General features: G+C 57.1%; 18 protein-coding genes. 7 read left to right on the forward strand and 11 right to left on the reverse strand.

From position 1 onward, the window contains the following. Positions 1-42: 42 nt before the first annotated feature. Genes E4T21_RS03960 through E4T21_RS03970 form a run of 3 tightly spaced genes read right to left on the reverse strand, consistent with a single transcriptional unit; the run spans position 43 to position 4,192 of the window. Entirely contained in the window at positions 43-1,794 is a 1,752-nt protein-coding gene (locus E4T21_RS03960; protein WP_240349280.1) for an ABC transporter permease, read from the reverse strand. Further along, on the reverse strand, positions 1,781-3,067 hold the full coding sequence (locus E4T21_RS03965) for an ABC transporter substrate-binding protein (RefSeq protein WP_149283711.1): 1,287 nt from the start codon (positions 3,065-3,067) through the stop codon (positions 1,781-1,783). Before E4T21_RS03965 ends, E4T21_RS03960 begins: the two co-directional genes overlap by 14 nt. 24 nt (positions 3,068-3,091) lie before the next feature. Further along, a complete protein-coding gene (locus E4T21_RS03970) occupies positions 3,092-4,192 on the reverse strand; it encodes an aminoglycoside phosphotransferase family protein (protein ID WP_149283713.1) in 1,101 nt (366 codons plus the stop codon). Positions 4,193-4,449: 257 nt separating this feature from the next. On the opposite strand from E4T21_RS03970, the gene E4T21_RS03975 reads away from it, so the two are divergent. The 4 genes from E4T21_RS03975 to E4T21_RS03990 all read left to right on the forward strand — a co-directional run bounded on the left by E4T21_RS03975 (position 4,450) and on the right by E4T21_RS03990 (position 9,050). After that, positions 4,450-5,304: a universal stress protein gene (locus E4T21_RS03975; RefSeq protein WP_149283715.1), complete on the forward strand. Its 855-nt coding sequence runs from the start codon at positions 4,450-4,452 to the stop codon at positions 5,302-5,304. A gap of 251 nt (positions 5,305-5,555) precedes the next feature. Beyond that, a complete protein-coding gene (locus tag E4T21_RS03980) occupies positions 5,556-5,852 on the forward strand; it encodes a hypothetical protein (protein WP_205423449.1) in 297 nt (98 codons plus the stop codon). A 4-nt stretch (positions 5,853-5,856) separates the two neighbouring features. Next, positions 5,857-7,347 (forward strand): sodium:solute symporter family protein, encoded by a 1,491-nt coding sequence (locus E4T21_RS03985; RefSeq protein ID WP_149283717.1) that lies wholly within the window; start codon positions 5,857-5,859, stop codon positions 7,345-7,347. Positions 7,348-7,685: 338 nt separating this feature from the next. Continuing rightward, the gene (locus E4T21_RS03990; protein ID WP_149283719.1) at positions 7,686-9,050 is read left to right on the forward strand and encodes an MFS transporter; all 1,365 of its coding nucleotides are present in this window, start codon (positions 7,686-7,688) and stop codon (positions 9,048-9,050) included. Positions 9,051-9,098: 48 nt separating this feature from the next. Here the strand turns inward: E4T21_RS03990 and E4T21_RS03995 are convergent, their stop codons facing one another. The 4 genes from E4T21_RS03995 to E4T21_RS04010 form a co-directional block, all read right to left on the reverse strand. Then, positions 9,099-9,572 carry a DoxX family protein gene (locus tag E4T21_RS03995; RefSeq protein WP_149283721.1) on the reverse strand — a complete coding sequence of 158 codons (474 nt, stop codon included), beginning with the start codon at positions 9,570-9,572 and terminating at the stop codon, positions 9,099-9,101. Then, complete coding sequence (locus E4T21_RS04000; RefSeq protein WP_149283723.1) at positions 9,569-10,351, reverse strand: HvfC/BufC N-terminal domain-containing protein; 783 nt, start codon at positions 10,349-10,351, stop codon at positions 9,569-9,571. The genes E4T21_RS03995 and E4T21_RS04000 overlap by 4 nt, the downstream gene beginning before the upstream one ends. Beyond that, the gene (gene bufB / locus E4T21_RS04005; RefSeq protein WP_240349281.1) at positions 10,348-11,268 is read right to left on the reverse strand and encodes an MNIO family bufferin maturase; all 921 of its coding nucleotides are present in this window, start codon (positions 11,266-11,268) and stop codon (positions 10,348-10,350) included. The genes E4T21_RS04000 and bufB overlap by 4 nt, the downstream gene beginning before the upstream one ends. 93 nt (positions 11,269-11,361) lie before the next feature. Then, positions 11,362-11,637, reverse strand: coding sequence for a BufA1 family periplasmic bufferin-type metallophore (locus E4T21_RS04010; protein ID WP_149283725.1), 276 nt, complete (start codon positions 11,635-11,637; stop codon positions 11,362-11,364). 246 nt (positions 11,638-11,883) lie between these two features. On the opposite strand from E4T21_RS04010, the gene E4T21_RS04015 reads away from it, so the two are divergent. After that, the gene (locus tag E4T21_RS04015; protein ID WP_149283727.1) at positions 11,884-12,234 is read left to right on the forward strand and encodes a RidA family protein; all 351 of its coding nucleotides are present in this window, start codon (positions 11,884-11,886) and stop codon (positions 12,232-12,234) included. Between the two features lie 119 nt (positions 12,235-12,353). Here the strand turns inward: E4T21_RS04015 and E4T21_RS04020 are convergent, their stop codons facing one another. The 4 genes from E4T21_RS04020 to E4T21_RS04035 form a co-directional block, all read right to left on the reverse strand. Further along, positions 12,354-13,868, reverse strand: a complete 1,515-nt coding sequence (locus tag E4T21_RS04020; protein ID WP_149283729.1) for a PhnE/PtxC family ABC transporter permease — start codon at positions 13,866-13,868, stop codon at positions 12,354-12,356. Positions 13,869-13,870: 2 nt separating this feature from the next. Continuing rightward, the gene (locus tag E4T21_RS04025; RefSeq protein WP_149283730.1) at positions 13,871-14,626 is read right to left on the reverse strand and encodes an ATP-binding cassette domain-containing protein; all 756 of its coding nucleotides are present in this window, start codon (positions 14,624-14,626) and stop codon (positions 13,871-13,873) included. Further along, the gene (locus E4T21_RS04030) at positions 14,626-15,489 is read right to left on the reverse strand and encodes a putative selenate ABC transporter substrate-binding protein (protein WP_149283732.1); all 864 of its coding nucleotides are present in this window, start codon (positions 15,487-15,489) and stop codon (positions 14,626-14,628) included. The genes E4T21_RS04025 and E4T21_RS04030 overlap by 1 nt, the downstream gene beginning before the upstream one ends. A gap of 333 nt (positions 15,490-15,822) precedes the next feature. Continuing rightward, a complete protein-coding gene (locus tag E4T21_RS04035) occupies positions 15,823-16,680 on the reverse strand; it encodes a MurR/RpiR family transcriptional regulator (RefSeq protein ID WP_149283734.1) in 858 nt (285 codons plus the stop codon). Between the two features lie 263 nt (positions 16,681-16,943). On the opposite strand from E4T21_RS04035, the gene zwf reads away from it, so the two are divergent. Together zwf and pgl are read left to right on the forward strand one after the other, a co-directional pair. Then, positions 16,944-18,443 carry a glucose-6-phosphate dehydrogenase gene (zwf, locus tag E4T21_RS04040; protein WP_149283736.1) on the forward strand — a complete coding sequence of 500 codons (1,500 nt, stop codon included), beginning with the start codon at positions 16,944-16,946 and terminating at the stop codon, positions 18,441-18,443. Between the two features lies 1 nt (position 18,444). Continuing rightward, positions 18,445-19,131 carry a 6-phosphogluconolactonase gene (pgl, locus tag E4T21_RS04045; RefSeq protein ID WP_240349282.1) on the forward strand — a complete coding sequence of 229 codons (687 nt, stop codon included), beginning with the start codon at positions 18,445-18,447 and terminating at the stop codon, positions 19,129-19,131. The last annotated feature ends 2 nt before the right edge of the window (positions 19,132-19,133 follow it).

Raw genomic sequence — 19,133 nt, forward strand, 5'->3', positions numbered from 1 at the left:
CTAGAAGATGTTGGGGTAAGTGGAGTGATGGTCATTCGTCAATCAGTTCTGCAGCGCTCGGCGGTGATGGTGGAGCAGGCGTGGTAACCACAGGGCGATGGCAAAGCCCAGGGCTGGCAACAGCAATTGGGCAAGGGCATAGACAGCGGTCAGGCGCCGGTCTCCTCCTGATGCCAGGGTGATGGCTTCGGTGGTTAGGGTGGTCAGGCGTCCGGCGCTCAGCAACAGGGTTGGCAGGTATTGGCCAATGCTGACAGCCAACCCGACCGCCATGGCGACAGCGATAGGCGCCAGCAACATGGGCAAGCGCACGCGCACGAAGGTATAGGCAGGGGAGCGGCCCAGAGAAGCAGAAAGCTGCGACCAGCGTGGATCCAGACGCCGGTAGCTTTCGGCCAGGGACAGGAACACATAAGGCAGTACGAACAGGCAATGTCCCAGGGCAGCTGATAAGAACCCTGGGGAGAGTGCCAAGCATGCCTGCAGTTGAGCCTGCAGCTGTACCAGACCGAAGAGAAAGGCAACAGGAGGCACCAGCAGCGGAAGATAGAGAATCAGGCTGGCACCTGTTCCCATTGTGCGCCGATTGACGGTTTCATGTTCCAGGCAGCCTACCACCAGCAGGCTGGAAAACAGGGTGGCACTGAGAGCCAGTGCCAGTGTGGTGAGAGTGGCAGGCCATAGGCCATCGAGTGCGCGTTGCCAGTTGGCCAGACTCAAGGGGGTTGGCCAGAGCACAGGAAAAGGCCACCAGGTAGCCAGCGACCACAGTATCAGAGCGATCAGGCTGGCGCCGAGCAAGGTCACGCTGATCCATGCCGAGCCACCGCCAAGCCATAGGCCCAGGCGATGGGCCGTATGGCGTCGACCATCGGTCAGCCAACGTCGGCCAAGACAGGCAACAAGACACTCCATCAGCCACCAGCCTGCCAGAGCAAGCAGTGTGATACCAAGTTGGGTCAGGGCGGCGGCGGAAGCCATGAAGCGCTTGGACAGGTCTGGATCGTTCAACCAGTGCACCACGCTTACCGCCAGCGGCGGGGGGGTTGAAGGGCCGAGAATCATGGCGACATCGACATTGGCTGAAGCGAAGGCAATCACGGCATAGATGGGAAGACGGATCAGCGGATAGAGCGTGGGAAGAACTGCCTTGAGAAAGGCGGTGGTCGGGGCATAACCCAGGGAACGGGCAAGATGGGTACGTTGCTCGGCCTGGCATTGAGACAGGGCGGCAAGACTCATCAGCAGCAGGAAAGGCACTTCCTTGATCACCAGCCCCGCGATCAGTGCCATCCCCCCGCCATCACCGGGAAACAGATAGTCCGGCGGCGAGTGGAAACCGCTCAGGCCGGGAGAAATCAAGCGCATGGCCAGCCCCGAAGGGGCAAGCAGGAAGGCCAGGCCGATGGCCGCTGCGGCATGGGGAACGGCAAGCAGTGGCGACAAAAGCCGCCTTAACCAGATGAAGGCTCGGCTATCAGCAAAGGCACCGAGAAACAGCACCACGATGACCAGAGCGATGGCAGTGCTGGCGATACCTGTGACCAGGCTCAAGCGAATCATTGAGGCCAACCCGGGAGTGTCCAAGAGTGCGCGCCAGGGATCCAGGCTCAGAGTTTTGCCACCCAACACGGGCAACCAGCCGAATGCCGGGCCAGCAGCCCCCGCCAGGCCCACTAGTACCGGGACGATCAGCAGAGTTGCCGTGGCCAGGGGGGCCAGCAACAGCAGTCGGGCGTAGGTGGATGCTCGGACCGTCACCTGACTGTCTGGGAGATACTCAGCGTTGGCCATAATGCTTGAGCCAGCCAGCCTCTGCCGCTTCCATCCAACTTGGATGGGGCTCCGGGAGTGTCTGGCTCAGGGCTTGTGTGGGCAGGCGGGCAGGCTGATCATCCGTAGGGGTGAGAGCCTGCTTCTGGGGTTCGCTCAATACTGCCAGGTCCAGCACGGTAGGGTCGCCCCAGACATCGAGACGTTGCTTGTACGCCTGGGCCTCGGGTGACAGCAGGAAATTGGCTGTGACCATGGCTCCGGCCTTGTGGCTGGCATTGAAGGGGATGGCAACAAAGTGGACGTTGCCGATGGTGCCTCCATCGAGCACATAGCTGCGTGTAGAGGGAGGCAGCTGGTAGCTGGAAACCGCTGCAGCGGGCTCTGCCGGGTTGAAGGTATAGGCCAGCCACACTTCTCCATCTCCCATCAGGCTCTTGAGCTTGGGGCCTGAGGCGGGGAAGTGACGCCCCTTGCGCCACAAGTAGGGGTGCAACTGGTCCAGATAATCCCACAAGGGTGCAAGTACGGCGTCCACATCAGCTTCGCTGGCGGGGCGGGCAAGCACATCAGGATCATCGGTCAGCGCGATCAGAGCCTGCTTGAGAAATGTCGAACCGAGAAAGTCCGGGACCAATGGGTAAGTGAAACGTCCTGGATGCTGCTTGGCCCAGTCCAGCAGCTCGGCCATGCTGCGTGGTGGCGAATCAACCCTGTCGGCGTCGTAGTAGAAGGTAAGCTGAGCCTTTCCCCAGGGCGATTCATAGCCTTCTGTTGCTACCGTGAAGTCGGTTGTCATCTCCGTATGAGTGTCGGGGGATGTCAGCGAGAAATTGGGCAGACGCTCTGCCATGGGCCCGAACAGCAAATCGTTCTTCTTCATCGCGGCGAAGTTCTCGCCGTTGATCCAGATCAGGTCGATAGCGCCCTGTTCATCGTTACCTGCGGCTTTCTCTGCCACGACCCGCGATACGGCCGCTGCCGTATCGTCCAGTTTGACGTGTACCAGATTGATGTCATACGCACTCTTGAGCTGAGCCCCGACCCAACCGATGTAGGCATTGACATTGCTGTCTCCTCCCCAGGCATTCCAGTACACGGCCTGTCCCTGAGCAGCGTTCTCGATGGCCGTCCAGTCTTGCGGCTCATTGCTGGTGGCTAGTGTAGTGTTGGACAGGTCCGTGTTGGACAGGGCCGTGTTGGACAGTGTCGCCAGCGCCAATGCCGAGACGAGACCAAGGAGGCGCAATGGCGACAATTTCCGTCGGGAGAAGTGCTGTGAGGGATACGACATCAGGCTTTCCTTGGGGCAATGATGTTATTGAGCGCGATCTTGGGAAGGTGTGTGTTGATCGAGTGCGTCGAGTTCACGGGCTACGTGTTCGATAACGGGTGGAGACAGGTAATGCTCGACACGCTCGCGTACATGAGTGACAAGGGCATCATCGCTGAGACGGTTCGACCAGTCTTCACCACGGTGTTCACTATCCACTTGATGTGAATTCGTTGCACGCCATTTGGCGCACCAGGTCAATGACCATAACCACATGGCCCGGCGGCAGGCCATCAGCTCCTGCCACGGAAAAAGTTTACGGTGTTCTTGCAGACATGACTGCCAGTGCTGGTACAACGAAATGACCTGTGCGTGGGTCAGCACAGCTTGGGTGTTGATGTCCCAAGTGGTGGAGGTATACAGACTGAGATGGGCCAGGTCGAAACCGGGCAGGGAATAGCGGCACTTCTCAAGATCGACCAGCACCGCACGACCACTGCGCTCGATGAGGAAGTTGCCGGGATGGGCATCGAAACTGATCAGGCCTATGGTCGACAGGCTGATGGCCTTGGGCAGCGTTTCCAGAGCCTGGTGAATCTGGTCAAGGCTGGTGCTGTTCAACTGGGCGGCATCCAGATGGCTTGCCTGGATGTGTATCTCCTTGAGCATTTCATGCCAGGGATTGGCTGGTGCCATCAGGGGAGTGCGCCGGTTCTCTGATGGTAGGGGAAGATGATGGAGGCTGGCCAGCGTTTGCGCCAGACTCGGCAGGTCATCAGGCAACTTGGCTGGGCGACCTTCGATGGCTTCTACCAGCAGTGCTCCTCTCGGAAGTTGTTCATCGCAGGGCAGTACGCCATGCAACCGGGGGGTATGGCCACTGGCCTGGGCGCGCTCGAAGCACGTCGACTGGTAGGACAGGTTGTCATGGGCAGAGAGCTGCATCTGGCTTTGCTTAGGAATGCGTGCCACCCAATCTCCCCGGGGGCGTCTGATACGTACGTGCCAGTGGGCCAGTCCGGTATCTGCCATGGCGATGAGTGCGCTTTTCGGTATGGACCAGCCTTGGCATTCCAGGCTCTGGTGCAACGCATCCAGAGGTGGTGCGGGATGGGGGATAGCCGGTGTCTGGACATAAGAGGGCATGTCGCATTCCTGTGACGTTTAGGTTGAGTCTCCAAGGTCACCTGATCCTTACAAACTTTCTTAAAGTGCTTTTCTTAAAGTGCTTTTCTTAAAGTAGTTTTCCGCTAGTCCTTATCACTCATCATTGACGCGACAAGATGACTTTGCCATGTTCCGGGGAAAATAGGCCAAGGACCGTGACGTGATGCTGGTCGATGGTGTAAACAGGATGTAGATAAAAAAGAAGATCAGCCAATTGCCAGCTGCAGGATGATGCAATGACAGAACAAGTAATGGCCGCTATCGATGGCTCGCAGTTTTCTGAAGCCATCTGCGATTACGCTGCCTGGGCAAGCAAGGCGCTGGATGTGTCCTTGACCTTTGTGCACGTGGTCGATAATCACCCTCAGACTGCCGAAGCCGATCTATCCGGTACCATTGGTCTGGGCTCCCGGGAGCATCTACTGGAAGAACTGGCCGAGCTCGATGAGCGCCGTGCGAAGGTCGCGCAGGAGCATGGTCGCCTGATGCTCAAGGCCGCGATAGAGCGGGCTCGGCAAGATGGCATCGAAGAGCCATGTAGCCGTCAGCGCAATGGGACTCTGGTCGAGACTTTGATTGAGCTGGAAGGAGACATTCGCCTGTTGGTGATTGGCAAGCGTGGCGAGAGTGCTGGCCTGGACAGCGAGCATCTTGGCTCCAACCTGGAACGGGTAGTACGCGGCATGCATCGGCCCATCCTGATGGTACCGCCAGTGTTCAAGGCTCCCGAGCGTGTGATGATCGCCTTTGATGGCAGCAAGACGACCCGCAAGGGGGTGGAAATGCTGGCCTCCAGCCCTCTGTTCCAAGGCATCGATTGTCATGTGCTCATGGTCGGAGCCGATACAGGCGATACCCGTTCGCAACTGGACTGGGCCCTGGAGGCATTGCGTCATGCGGGGCATGTTGCTCAAGGAGATATTCGTGCCGGGGAGGTGGAAGAGACCTTGCGGACCTATCAGCAGGAGCATGATATCGATATGCTGGTGATGGGAGCCTATGGGCATTCACGCATTCGTCAATTGCTGGTAGGCAGCACGACAACCAGTGTGTTGCGTTCGGCTGAGACGCCTGTATTGCTGCTGCGTTAGTCGATACACGATCTGACATCGATCAGCACTGTTGAACCCCTGGAGTCTTTCGAATCCCGGGGTGTTTTTATGTAAAGCATATCTTTTCCAGGCTTCGTCATTCACGAAGCTTAGGTTGCTGATTGCCGAATTGCGGTCAAGTAACCACTGTCTCATGCTGTTATAGCCATTATTCCAATAATACGAGTTGTAACGAAATTTCCTTTCAGGAAAACGAACCCCCTTGCCAATAAAAAAGCAGAACACAACCCATGTCCCAACATATGTCTCCACGACGAGAACACGCCAGCGTCTCCGATGCCCCGAATAGAGAGCCTGTCCGTAAGCCCTGGATCTGGATCGTCATCGGCCTCATCATCGCCATTTCTGTGCCCTGGTACTGGCCGCCTGGAACGCTGCAGCCCATCGTTCTGGGGGTGCCGTTATGGGCGCTGATTGCCGTCGTAGGCTCGGTTGCCCTATGTGCCTTTCTGAGCTGGGCTTGTATCACTCAATGGAGTGATTCCGACGACGATACCGAACCAGCCAACGACGCGGAACAGGAGTGACAAGGTGCAAGAGTTAACTTTTGCCGGCACTCCCGGCATCCTCGTATTGATTGCCTATGCCGTGATGATGCTGGGTATTGGTTTCTGGGTGAGCTACAGCCGCCCTGGTGTGCGCGAAGACATGCAGAGCTATTATCTTGCAGGCCGCCACCTGGGTATCGTGGTGCTGTTCTTTACCCTGTATGCCACCCAATACAGTGGTAACAACATCGTTGGCTATGCACCTGCCGCCTACCGCATGGGTTTTGCCTGGTGGCAGTCGGTGATGTTCATGACCATCATCATCGCTGGCTATATGCTCTTTGCACCGCGTCTGCATAACATTGCCAAGCGACAGCAGTTTCTGACTCCTACCGATTGGCTGCGTTACCGTTTCGGTTCGCCGGCCATCACCCTGCTTTCCGCTCTGCTCATGCTGTGGGGGCTTGGTAACTACCTGCTTGAGCAACTGGTGGCAATGGGCCACGGCATCTCCGGACTCACGGGTGGGACGGTGCCCTATCAGGTTGCGATGCTGGGCTTCGTATTCGTGATGTTGGCCTACTCCTGGATGGGAGGTATGCGCGCGGTGGCCTTCACCGATGTCATGCAGGGCATTGCCTTGCTGCTTGGGGTGGCGGTACTGGTTGCAGGTGGTTTGTACCTGATCGGTGGTCATCTGGGCGATGCCTTTACCTATGTGGTCGCGGAGCAACCCGACAAGGCTGCTGTGCCACCGCTGGAGAGTTCTGTCAGCTGGATCTCGATTCTGGTGCTGGTCGGCATTGGAGCAGCTGTCTATCCCCATGCTATCCAACGCATCTACGCGGCCGAGAATACTCAGACCCTGCGACGTTCCCTGGCTCGCATGGCATGGATGCCGCTAGTCACGACGGCGGTGATCTTCGTAGTCGGAATCATCGGCATCCAGCTTTACCCTGGCCTCTCCGATACTCAGTCCGAGCAACTCGTCGGGCGTATTGCCAACGATGTCGCGGCCATCAATCCGTTTTTCTACGTGATGATGATTCTGTTGTTCGGTGGTGTGGTGGCAGCCATCGTCTCCACTGCGGATTCGGTGCTGCTGTCGTTCTCATCGATCATTTCCAATGATATCTACAGGCGTCATATTCGCCCCGAGGCCAGTGAGCAGCGGGCGCTGATGGTAGGCAAGATCTGTGGCCTGGTGGCGGTTGGGGGCCTGTTGATTCTTGCCTGGAACCCGCCAACGTTGCTGGTGAATATCTTCGTCCTCAAGTTTGAATTGCTGATTCAGATTGCTCCTGCTTTCATCATCGGACTGTACTGGAAGCGTATGCACAGCCAGCCAGTGTTCTACGGCATGTTGATCGGTGCCTTGCTGGCAGGAGGCATGGCCCTGGCGGGTATCGGTAAGGTGTATGGAGTGCATGCAGGGGTGGTTGGCCTGCTCGTCAATACGGCCATTGCAGTGGTCGGATCATTGCTGGTTCCTGCGCGCGATGAGGCTGCTTCCCTGGAGAAATCAAGCAACTGATGCCATGTCATGATGGATGATGTCCTGCCGTATAGGGACATGCATTACCATTCCATAAACAACACCGCCGCTCTTCGGAGCGGCGGTGTTGTTTATGGGGGAGGGCGATGGTTATTCATACAGGAAACAGGACAGTCAAGGCGCGAGAAAGGGTAGCAAAGAGACAAGATACTGTCGGGATCTGAACGTCATTGAATGGCAAGTGCCGTCACCATGAAGGGTGCTATTCCACAACACCGCACCAACAGCGATGTATCAATAACGATATATCAATAACGATATATCAATAACGATATATCAATAACAACGTATCGTTCATCCTAGAATGGAGTACTGCGATGTCCGTATCTCCTGCCACGTCTGAGCTGAGCTCAGATAATGTCAGTATTGCAACGCTGCGCAAGGTGATAGCAGCCTCTGCCATTGGCAACTTTGTCGAGTGGTTTGACTTTGCCATATATGGCTTTCTTGCCGTTATCATTGCCCAGCACTTCTTTCCTCCAGGTAATCCCACTCTGGCACTACTGCAGACCTTTGCTGTCTTCGCCGTTTCCTTTGCACTCAGGCCTCTGGGGGGGATCTTCTTCGGCATGCTCGGAGACCGGATCGGGCGCAAGCGTGTATTGTCGGTCACGGTGCTGTTGATGGCCGGATCCACCACTTTGATAGGGCTCCTGCCGACCTATACCAGTATTGGCCTTTTTGCGCCTCTGCTGTTGGCGCTGGCGCGTTGTCTGCAGGGATTCTCGGCGGGAGGGGAATATGCCGGAGCCTGTGCCTTTGTCATGGAGCATGCGCCTCGTGAACGGAAAGCGCGCTATGGAAGCTTTGTACCGGTTTCCACATTCCTTGCCTTTGCCACGGCGGCAACATTGGCGTATGTCGTTGGTCTTGTCATGTCGGAAGACACCTTGCAGAGCTGGGGCTGGCGAGTTCCGTTTCTCGTGGCTGCTCCGCTGGGTCTGGTTGGCCTGTACATGCGCCTGAAGCTTGATGAGTCGCCTGCTTTTCAGGCCTTGAAGGCAGAGCCGGAAGCACCCCATGCACCACTGAAAGAAACGCTCAGCCAGCATGGGTCGACACTGGTATGCCTGAGTGCGTTCATCTCTGCGACGGCGCTGTCGTTCTACATGTTTACTACCTATTTCGCGACATACATGCAGGTCGTTGGCGGTGCATCGCGTAGCGTCGCCTTGATGGCCAGTCTGGGTGCTCTGATTTTCGCTGCAGTACTTTGCCCGATCATCGGGCGTTATGCCGACTGGGTGGGGCGTCGCAAGACAATACTGACCGCCTGTCTGAGCTTGATCTTCGCTGTATTTCCCGCCTATATCCTGGCAGGGAAGGGAGAGCTATGGAGTGCCATGCTGGGAGCTTCCATGATGGCCGTGGGAGCAGTGATCTGTGGTGTGGTCACGGCAGTATTATTGTCTGAACAGTTTCCGACACGGGTGCGCTATACCGCATCGGCACTGTGCTACAACGTGGCTTACACGATTTTTGGTGGTACGGCACCACTGGTGGCGACATGGCTGATTGATATAACAGGGCTTCAGCTGTCGCCGGCGTTCTATTTGATCGCGATCTCCCTGCTGGCCTTATGGGGCGGAATGAAACTGCCTGAATCATCCAAGTGGTCTTTGAATGATGATGCCGCATGGCCGTCGCCTCCCACTCCTCTTTCAGCCTCGTTGCGATCCTGACCTGTATGCCGGCGCGCAGGGAGATCAGGTGATCTGCCTGCGCACAGCTTACTTCTCCAGGTGCTGACGCGGTCGATACAGGTGCTGGATCAGGCAATCCAGGGAGACTTTTCCAGGGCCGCGAAGAAGCAGGGTCAACAGGCAGGCTGCCCATAAGCCATGTGTCACCCAGGCTTCGGGATAGACGAAGATTTCTATCACCAGTGTCATGATGAACAACCCCAGGGCTGCCAATCGCGTGGCCAGGCCTGACCACAGCAGCAGCGAAAGGGAAAGTTCGGCAAAGGTGGCCAGGTAGGCTGCCAATGCAGGGGGAATGAGAGGCAGGTCGTATTCGTGCCGGAAGAGAAAGATCGTGCTGTCGGCCAAGGCAAAACCATCGACCTTGGTCAGGGCGGACATGAAGAAGACACTGCCAACCACGATCCGCATCAGTAGCAGCACGATATCGAGAGAGCGCTGGTTGAGCCAGGGCACCAGACTGCCGTAATAGGTATCCAGTATTCGGAGAACTGGGTTCATAAAAGGGCTCCTGAGTCTTTCAAGGATGAGGTGGGGTAATCAGGTGCATATGCCAAGGCACCCAGGCCCAGTAGCTCGCCAAGAGCCAGTCCCAATGCTTCAGGGCCCATGTCAGAAGGGTCAGACAGCATTTCCAGTGTGGCGCCGAGGGGTAACGCCATGCTCAGGATGCCGTACAGCAAGGCGCTGTTGTCATTGATGCGATGGAAGCTGACCTTGCGTTGTCGACGTATCACCATCCAGTATCCTGGACCATTGGGGCCAAGGGCTGTGGCTTTCTCCCCTTGTTCCATGGCATCCCATATCTCCACTACATCGTGTCGGCAGCGGACGCAGCGGCTGGCAGGGTGCGGCAATACATACAGCTCGTCGAGGTTCTTGTGCTGCGACAACTGCAGTGCATCGAAACTGATGGCTTCGCCGGCATGGCTGACGTCCAGTCGGGCTCGTTCCAGACGGCAGATGTCCGCGACAAAACGAAAATTTTCCAGTGCAGGATGGTAGTCGAGGCGATTGATGAGACCCTCGCCATAGCGATTGAGGCGCGGGTCTCGTGGAGGATCAATCGTCACATAGTCGTTGGCCAGGGCAGAAAAAAAGCGCTCACCGAGCAACGTTCTCGTATGAGGAAAGGCGATTTCCAGCGCTTCGACCAGGCTATGGCGGATGTTGTTGCGATAGACCTTCAGTCCGTTGTCCTGTCCCAGGTCGGCATCTGCCCGTTCGGAGGTGCGCATGGCGGCAATGAAGCGTTGCTGCCAGTCGAGAAGCATGCTCATGACAAGGCTCCTGCTGTACTGAATACCCTGTGACGGTGGTGATGCGCCAAGGTAACTTCTTCCATCCAGCGTTCCAGGCTGGGTACGTTGTTATCCCATTCAATCAACGTCGGTAGTTCCGGGCGTTGATGAATGGCGTGCTGGTATAGCTGCCAGACTTCATCTTTGACTGGGCTGCCGTGATCGTCGATGCACAGGGGAGGGTTGGCTTGGGTGTCAAGGCTATGTCCGGCCAGGTGCCATTCACCTACGGCATGCCAGGGGATTTCGTTTAGATAGGCAGGTAAGTCGCGTCCCATGTTGGAGGCGCTGATAAAGGCATTGTTGACGTCGAACAGCAAGCCGCAGCCCGTACGTTCGACCATTAGATTCAAGAAGTCGGTTTCGCTGAAGGTATTGATATCCAGGTGGATATAGAGACTGGGGTTTTCTACCAGAATTTGCCGCCCCAGGCGTTGTTGTACGCGGTCAACATTGGCGCACATGATATCCAGGGATTCCTGGATGAGAGGGACAGGTAACAGGTCGTTATAGCTTTGTCCCCTCAGGCGGCTCCAGGCCAGATGTTCGGAGACCAGGGCTGGAGACAGGTTTTCGACCAGTGTATTGAGTCGTTCGAGATGGAAACTGTCGATTTCTTCAGCACTACCCAATGACAGGCCGACACCATGCACGGAAAGTGGGTAGTGACGGGCCAGTTCTGCAAGCTGGTCCTGAACGGGGCCACCTGCATTCATATAGTTTTCTGCGTGGAGTTCGAGAAAGTCAGGCGCCGAACCAGGGTGTCCGTCAGCTTGCAAGGCTCGTTCCAGCAACGCTTCGGTATGTTGGTATTTCAATCCTATGCCAATGGCACCTTTTCCGAGCACGGAACCTGATGGCTGATGCATGGGGTGAATTGAGCGGGATGAGAGCATGGCGATATCCATGAGCAATGACGTTTTCCCGAGTATCCTTCATGACCACGACACCGGATGCTGTCCGGCATCGTGGTATATGACGGGTATCAATCAGGATTCGATAGGGTCCAGACTGCCATGCCCGTTGGGTGTTTCGATGCTGGTGCAGGTACCTTCCGGAACATAGGTCCAGGCATTGCCCTGATAATCCACGGTGGAAGTGCCTGCACAGGTGGTACCTGGGCCAGCTTTGCAGTCGTTCTGACCGGCCAGTGAAACGCCATAACACTTTTCCATCTTGGCCTCGTCTTCGCTGGCCTGGGCAGTGGTAGCGGCGGCGGCCAGGGCGGTGGTCAATACGGCAGCGATCATTACAGAATGCTTCATGGTTCTTTCCTTATGCTTGGAATTGGTCTGACGGCTTGGCGTTCACCGTCGTTATTGCGTCGAGGAAAAGTGTGCAATCCTTACAGCGGTTTGCAGGAAAAACAGAAGAAATGACCGAAAAGTAAGGTAATGACTGCTAGAAGGTGACGATATACTGGTGTCTATTGTCAGTGTGAGGCAGGTTGTTAGTGACCTGGCCTTTGTTTTTGGTTTTTTTCGGAAAATAGAACTTTTCAGGAGGTCGCAATGATTCAGCGTCATGACACTCAGGCCCGCATGAGCCGTGCCGTCATTCATCAAGGAGTGGCTTATCTGTGTGGTCAGGTGGCTGGCCCTGAAGCCCGCAATGGCGATATTACCGCCCAGACCAAGAGCATGCTGGAGCGCGTCGATGCTTTGCTGAAGGAAGTGGGCAGTGACCGCGAACATCTGCTGTCGGCGACCATCTATCTCAAGGATGGGGCCGACTTTGCCGCCATGAATGACGTTTGGGATGCCTGGGTTCCGGCTGGTCATGCACCGGCACGTACCTGTGTATGTGCACCGATGCCTGCTGATGAGTTGCGCGTCGAAATCACTGTAACAGCAGCCGTCTAATTCCTGGCCGACACTGCTGCACAAGCTTTCATGATAGCTACACGCATAACGCCGAACGGGATACCCGTTCGGCGTTATTCTCATCGTTTCTCATGAATCGGTGGATGGCGAGTCTGGCATCAAGACGGCTGGATGCCCCTAGGGCGTAAGCGCCGAGCTCCCGCATCGACGAGAATGTTCAGTCCTGCCGTGATCAGCAGTAACAGAAAGGCGACGTCGAACATCAATGTCTGAAAATAATCGTCGATGACATAGCCCAGGGTCGCTATCCCCAGCATTCCAAGGATGGCGCTTTCACGCAGAATGACTTCAGCACGGTAATAGAGCAGGGCCAACATGCCCGGATATACCCGTGGCAGCAACTGGTAGCCTAGCTTGCCGCTGGCCGGGAGTCCGTCCATATCCAGTTTCAGATTATCCGCGTGGCGTGCTACCAGAAAGGCGATCAGGGCTCCGTTGTGCAGGGCCAGAGCCAACCATGCCGGTAGCAGGGAAGGGCCGAGCAGCAGCAGGAAGACGAAGGCCAGCATCAGCTCGGGAGTGGAGCGCAGGAAGATCAACAGTCCCTTGCCGGCGGCCTGGGTCAAGCGGTTGCCGAAATGGTGAGATGCAAGAGGCCAAAGCGCCAGTGCTACCAGCAAGGCTCCCACGCTACCAAGTAGTCCCAGCAGCAGGGTATTGGCGATGACCGGCAGTAGTTTCGGGATGTCACGCAGCCAGTCGATTAATCCACTGATATCCCCTGCAAGCAGTGGCTGGGGCCAGATGTCCTGGCTGACGAAACGCCATACCAGGCTGGCGTCGATGTCCGGCCAAGGGCCAAGCAGAAACAGGCTGCTCAGGGCCAGCAAGGGGACAAGACGGCGATGCGCCCACCACGGCAAGCTGGCAATCAGGAGATAGAACAACCACATGACGGCGCCTGCTTCGAAATAACGACCCTCGCGAAAGGCGCTTTCGAGTTGATAACCGAGTGTCGGTAGACCGACAAAGCCCAGCAATACGCTAGATCGAAGGGCGCACTCAAAACGATAGCGGGTATAGGCAGCCAGTTGGGCGAAGGCCAATGGCAGTTCCGTATAGACGAAGCGCGACAGGCGCCCGGTTCCCTCGGGGAGGGCATCTCGAGCCGCTGTGGGAGTCTGTTCGAGAATTTCTGCATAGACTTTGGCGAAGATGCCGGCATAGGGAATCGCCAGGGCCGCCAAGGCTGTCAGTGCGGAAAGTCCGAATACTTGCAGGAACAGCAGTGCCCAGAACAGCTCATGTATTGCACGGACGAAGGCGCAGCCTGCGCGAACGCAGCGTGACCGGGAGAACACCAATGCCAGAGGAAACCCCATCACCATGCCTGCCAGTGTTCCCCACAGTGCTACTGCCACGGTCAGGCCGATGGCGGAGAGCGGGGATTCTACGCTGCTGAAATGCGGTAGTACCAGGCCTTGAGCAATTCGCCCCAATTCGCCCCAGGGGTCACGGCTGAGGACATGCAAGTCGGCAAAGGGCAACACCAGTAATGCCAGTGCGATCAAGGTCAAGGTATGGCGTGCCAGGCGCATACCTGGCGAATGGCCACCCAGAAGGCGCGGTCGGTGGTCCTGAAGGGCCAGCTCGGAAGTTGGTGTTGCCGCCATGCTTATACCTGGCCTCTGGGGCAGGGAAGAGAATCCTGCGGCCAAAGGGCCGCCTGTTCGATGTCCATCGCGGTCTTCGTGGCAACACCCGCACTGGGATAGAGAGCATCCAATGTATCCAGGCTCAATTCAGAGCTGGGGGCATCGAGGACGACCCGTCCCTTGTCCAGCCCCCAGACGCGGTCGAAGTGCGTGAGGGCCAAGCGATGCTGATGCAAGGCGATGACGCATCCCTGATGGCGTTCGTGAATAACTTGCAACAGTTCCACCGCCTGGTGCGGGTCGACACTGGCGACGGGTTCGTCGCCAAGAAATACGCTACGTTGCTGATACAGGGCTCGACCAATGGCAACACGTTGCCGCTGGCCTCCGGAGAGCTGGCCGACCGGACGTTTCATCAGGCCCTCGAGGCCGAGCAATTGACACAGAGTGGCAACGTCCTGCCAAGGGGCCGCAAGGGGACGTAGCAGGTTCCACAGGTTGGCCAGGCCTGAATGTTGCTCCAGGCGTCCCATATAAATGTTGTGATAGGTGGCCAGCTCTGGTACCAGGCCATGATGCTGCGGGCACCAGGCGGCCTGCTTGCCCAGCCGTTGGCGCAAGGCGGAAAGCAGTGTGGACTTTCCAGCCCCGCTGGCGCCGAGCAAGGCAATACGTTCACCTGGGTGAAATGTCAGGTGTACCTCTGACAACACCACATGGTCACCATGGCCCAGGTTTTCGCCGTCGAATACGGCCAGGGGCGGCACATGGGACATCAGCGTAGCAGGCCGAGGCTCTCGGCCACGTCCTCGATGGGAGCGTACATCGAGTTGTCGGCTGGGATGAAACCAGAGCGAGGGAAGCTCTCGAGCAGTTCCGGGTCGTCCATGTCGAGCAGCGCCTGACGTACCTGTTCGCTGAAGCCATCGCCATAGTGCTCGTCGGCATCACCACGTAGCGTCCACTGGTAATCCGGATAGGTGGGAGTCTCCCAGATCACATGCACTTTACTGGTATCGACGAGGCCATCTCGTATCGCGGCATCCCAGACGGCATAGTTGAGTGCACCAATGTCGTAGGTGCCGGCCTCTACCAGAGCCAGGGTACGCGAATGGTCACCGGAGAAACCTACGCGTGAAAAAATCTTTTCTGGAGCTTCGGCAAAACGCTCGCGCAGATAGTAGTCAGGCATCAGGCGGCCAGAAGTAGATGTCTTGGCGCCAAAGGTGAAGGTCATGTCCTGAATATCATCGGGAAGCGTATCGCCGGCTTCCAGGCCCGTGCTTTCATGGGCAATGAAATAGGTCTTGAAAGCGGCATCCTCGACGCCCTGGGCGATGGCCTGGGAGTCGGGCACCAGGCGTCGGGCCTGAACGCCTGACAAGCCTCCGAACCATGCCAGTTGCACTTGATCGTTGCGGAATGCCGTGACGGCCGCGCCGTAGGACTTGACCGGAACGTACTCCACTTCGACCCCAAGCTTCTCTTCCAGATAGTCCGCCACCTTGGAAAAACGCTCGACCAGACGAGACTCATCTTCATCAGGGATGGCCGTAAAACGGAAAGTATCAGCGAGGATGGAGGGCGAAAAGAGCCCAGCCAGGAGCAATAGACCAAGGGGCGCGAAGGCAAGACGCATGGGTACGGACCTTGAATGGAAGATGATGTTTAAGTGTAGAGGGCGCAAACGGCCCATACAGCAATAGGCGCTGAGTGGTACGGCGCCTATTGTTGTGTTTCGGTTACCAGCTGGCAAGCCCCGAGGAATGTCTGAATAAATGTCTGCGCTACGAGTCTGCGCTCCGGGCGCCTTGCGACCCACATGGATGTGGGAAGTGCGATGGTTCGTCGGGAACGAACATAGCCACTTGAGCATGCTTGTCGACTTATTCAGGGCATTCCCGAGTATGCTGGGCGTCATCGGATTGACAGCTTTATCCTGCATTCTAGCAGGATAAGTATCGGGCCCATCTCAGTCGCCGAGGGGGTAGCGAGTATCCCTGAGACTATCCTTGATCTTCTTGAGATGATGCAGGAAGTCTTCTCCCCGTCTTAGGGTCACACCGGTGGCCAGTACATCGATCAATGCCAGCTGTACCATGCGTGACGTCATTGGCATGTAGTGGTCTGTGTCCTCTGGCGCGCTGATCTCGAGCACTTCGGTGCATTGCAGGGACAATGGGGAGCCAGGAGCCGTGATGCCCAGCACCACCGCGCCGTTTTCCCTGGCCAGGGCCGCAATGTCAACCAGTTCACGAGTGCGACCGGTGTACGAGAGAATGACGATCACATCACCGGTATGGCAGGCCGAAGCGACCATGCGTTGCATCAATACGTCGATGTAAGCCGTGACGGGAAGATTGAAGCGGAAGAACTTGTGCTGCGCATCCTGGGCGACGGCTCCGGAGGCGCCAAGGCCGAAGAAATGGATCTGCTTGGCCTGGATCAGATAATCCACCACACGGTCGATACGCTTCGGAGACACTTCGCGGCGAGCCAGGTCCAGAGCTGCGATGGTGGCGCCGAAGATCTTTCCGGTATAGGCCTCGGCACTGTCGTTGGGTTCGACAGCCTGACTGACATAAGGCGTGCCCCCGGCCAGGCTCTGGGCCAATTGGATCTTGAAGTCGGGATAGCCCTTGGCGTCGAAGTTACGGCAGAAACGGTTGACGGTAGGCTCGCTGACTGACGCTGCCTGAGCCAAACTGGCAATACTCATACCGGTGGCAGAAGAAGGGTCAGCCAGGATGACATCGGCGACCTTGCGCTCCGAGCGGTTGAGCTCATCGAGTCTGTCGCGAATGCGGTTGATAAGGTCGTGACGGACCATAGTAGAGGCAACTCTCTGAAGTAAAATTGGGCTTGTCGTAGTTAGCTTGGAGTAGCTGTTTGACGTAGTAATTTAACTACGCATTGTGAGGTATCGTAGCGCCCTGGCGCTCTACGTCCAATGGATAAGCGCGTAAGGAAAGATTTTTGTGTAAGTTTACAAAATATCGGTTGCGTTAGACGTCAATTTTCCACTATTTTTTGGTAAACTTAGGGAATTGATAGGCTAGTGCACTTTCTCCCTACCTGCATACGAGGACGGTTATGACACGACACACCCGATCCGGTGACGCCGAGCGCACCGATGTCGATCTAGCGTTGTTCGGGGCACTGGGAGACCTGTCCCAGCGCAAGCTGTTCCCCGCGCTTTATCAGCTTGATCGGGAGGGCTTGTTGCACGAGGACACTCGCTTGCTGGGGTTGGCTCGCCAGGAGATCAGCCTTGAGGAGTTCCGTGACAAGGTCGAAGCCAGCCTGAACAAGTACGTCAAGGCCAAGGAGCTCGACGAGCAGGCCATGACGCGCTTCCTCGATCGTCTGTCGTTCATCACTGTGGATTTCAAGGTGGCCGAAGGCTATGGCGCCATTCGTGAATGGTGCCAGACGGCGACCCAAGAGCGCCCGCTGGTGGTGTACCTGGCAGTGGGTGCCAATATCTACGGCGATATCTGTCGCCATCTCCAGGCCAGCGGCAGCCTCGATGAAGATAGCCGCGTGGTGGTGGAGAAGCCCATTGGTTATGACCTGGAATCATCGAATGTCATCAATGATGCCATCGGTGAAGTATTCCCCGAGTCCAGGGTCTATCGCATCGACCACTACCTGGGCAAGGAAACGGTTCAGAACCTGATTGCTCTGCGTTTTGCCAATCCGCTGTTCGGAACCCAGTGGAACCAGAATCATATCTCCCATGTGGAGATTACCGTGGCGGAGAAGGTGGGTATCGAAGGGCGCTGGGGATACTTCGATGAAGCCGGTCAGTTGCGCGACATGGTCCAGAACCACCTGCTGCAGCTGGTCTGTCTGATTGCCATGGATCCACCGGCCAATCTGGATGCCGATGCGATCCGTGACGAGAAGGTCAAGGTGCTCAAGGCGCTCAAGCCGTTTACCGATGACATGCTGGGGCGTGATGTGGTGCGTGGTCAGTACACGGCTGGCACCAGCGATGGCGTCAGTGTGCCGGGGTACCTGGACGAGGAAGGGGCCAATATCTCCAGCCATACCGAAACCTTCGTTGCCATGAAGACCGGTGTGTCGAACTGGCGCTGGGCGGGTGTGCCTTTCTATCTGCGTACCGGCAAGCGCATGCCGGAGAAACTCTCCCAGATCGTCATTCATTTCCGTCAGCAACCGCACTATATCTTCGACCCGGATCAACGGGCCCTGGCCGCGAACAAGCTGATCATTCGCCTGCAGCCGGAAGAGGGCATCAGCCTCGAAGTGCTGACCAAGGACAGCGGCCTGGACAAGGGTATGCGCCTGCGTCGAGGACCACTGGCTCTCGATTTCAACAGCGCCTTCCCCAAGGCACGTATTCCGGATGCCTATGAGCGTCTGCTGCTGGAAGTGATGAAAGGGCAGCAATATCTCTTCGTGCGTCGTGATGAGGTGGAACATGCGTGGCGCTGGTGTGACAACCTGATTTCGGCCTGGAAAGAGCGCAATGAGTTACCGCGGCGCTATCCGGCGGGTTCCTGGGGGCCGGTGGCATCCATTGCCATGATTACCCAGGACGGACGCAGCTGGTATGAGGACTACTGAGATGGGGACTACTGAGATGGGGTCTCACACTCCTCGTGAACGGTTGGCTCGACAACTGGCGGAAAATGTTGCCGAGGCGCTGCGCCAGGACCTGGCCAGCCAGGAACGTGCCTTGCTGATTGTTTCCGGCGGCTCTACCCCTGTGCCGTTCTTTGCTGCTCTCTCCGAACAGGATCTGGCCTGGGACCGAGTGGATGTGACCTTGGCAGATGAGCGTTGGGTCAGCCCAGATGCTGACGACTCCAATGCTCGCCTGGTGTGTGAGAATCTGCTGGCCGATAAGGCAGCGGCGGCCAATTTCATATCCCTGACAACCGATCATGCCACCCCGGAAGAAGGTGTCGATCAGGTTGCCGAGCGTGTCGAGGCATTGAGCTGGCCGGCAAGCGTAGTGATTCTGGGCATGGGCGGGGATGGCCATACTGCCTCCCTGTTCCCTGATAGCCGTGAGCTTGATCTTGCCCTGGCCACTGATGCCCCGGTGGTGGCGGTACGTACCCCAAGCCAGCCTCAGGCTAGAATCACCTTGAGTGCTGCCCGTTTGCATCATGCGCGCCGACATGTACTGCATCTTACGGGCGATGACAAGCGTGCCGTGCTGGGGCGTGCCATGGAGGGGGACAACGTACGTGAGTTGCCGATTCGAGCCTTTCTCAGCTGTCCATTAGCAATCTACTGGGCCCCTTAGGG

Origin of the sequence: Halomonas binhaiensis, assembly GCF_008329985.2 — a bacterium.
Classification (GTDB): domain Bacteria; phylum Pseudomonadota; class Gammaproteobacteria; order Pseudomonadales; family Halomonadaceae; genus Halomonas; species Halomonas binhaiensis.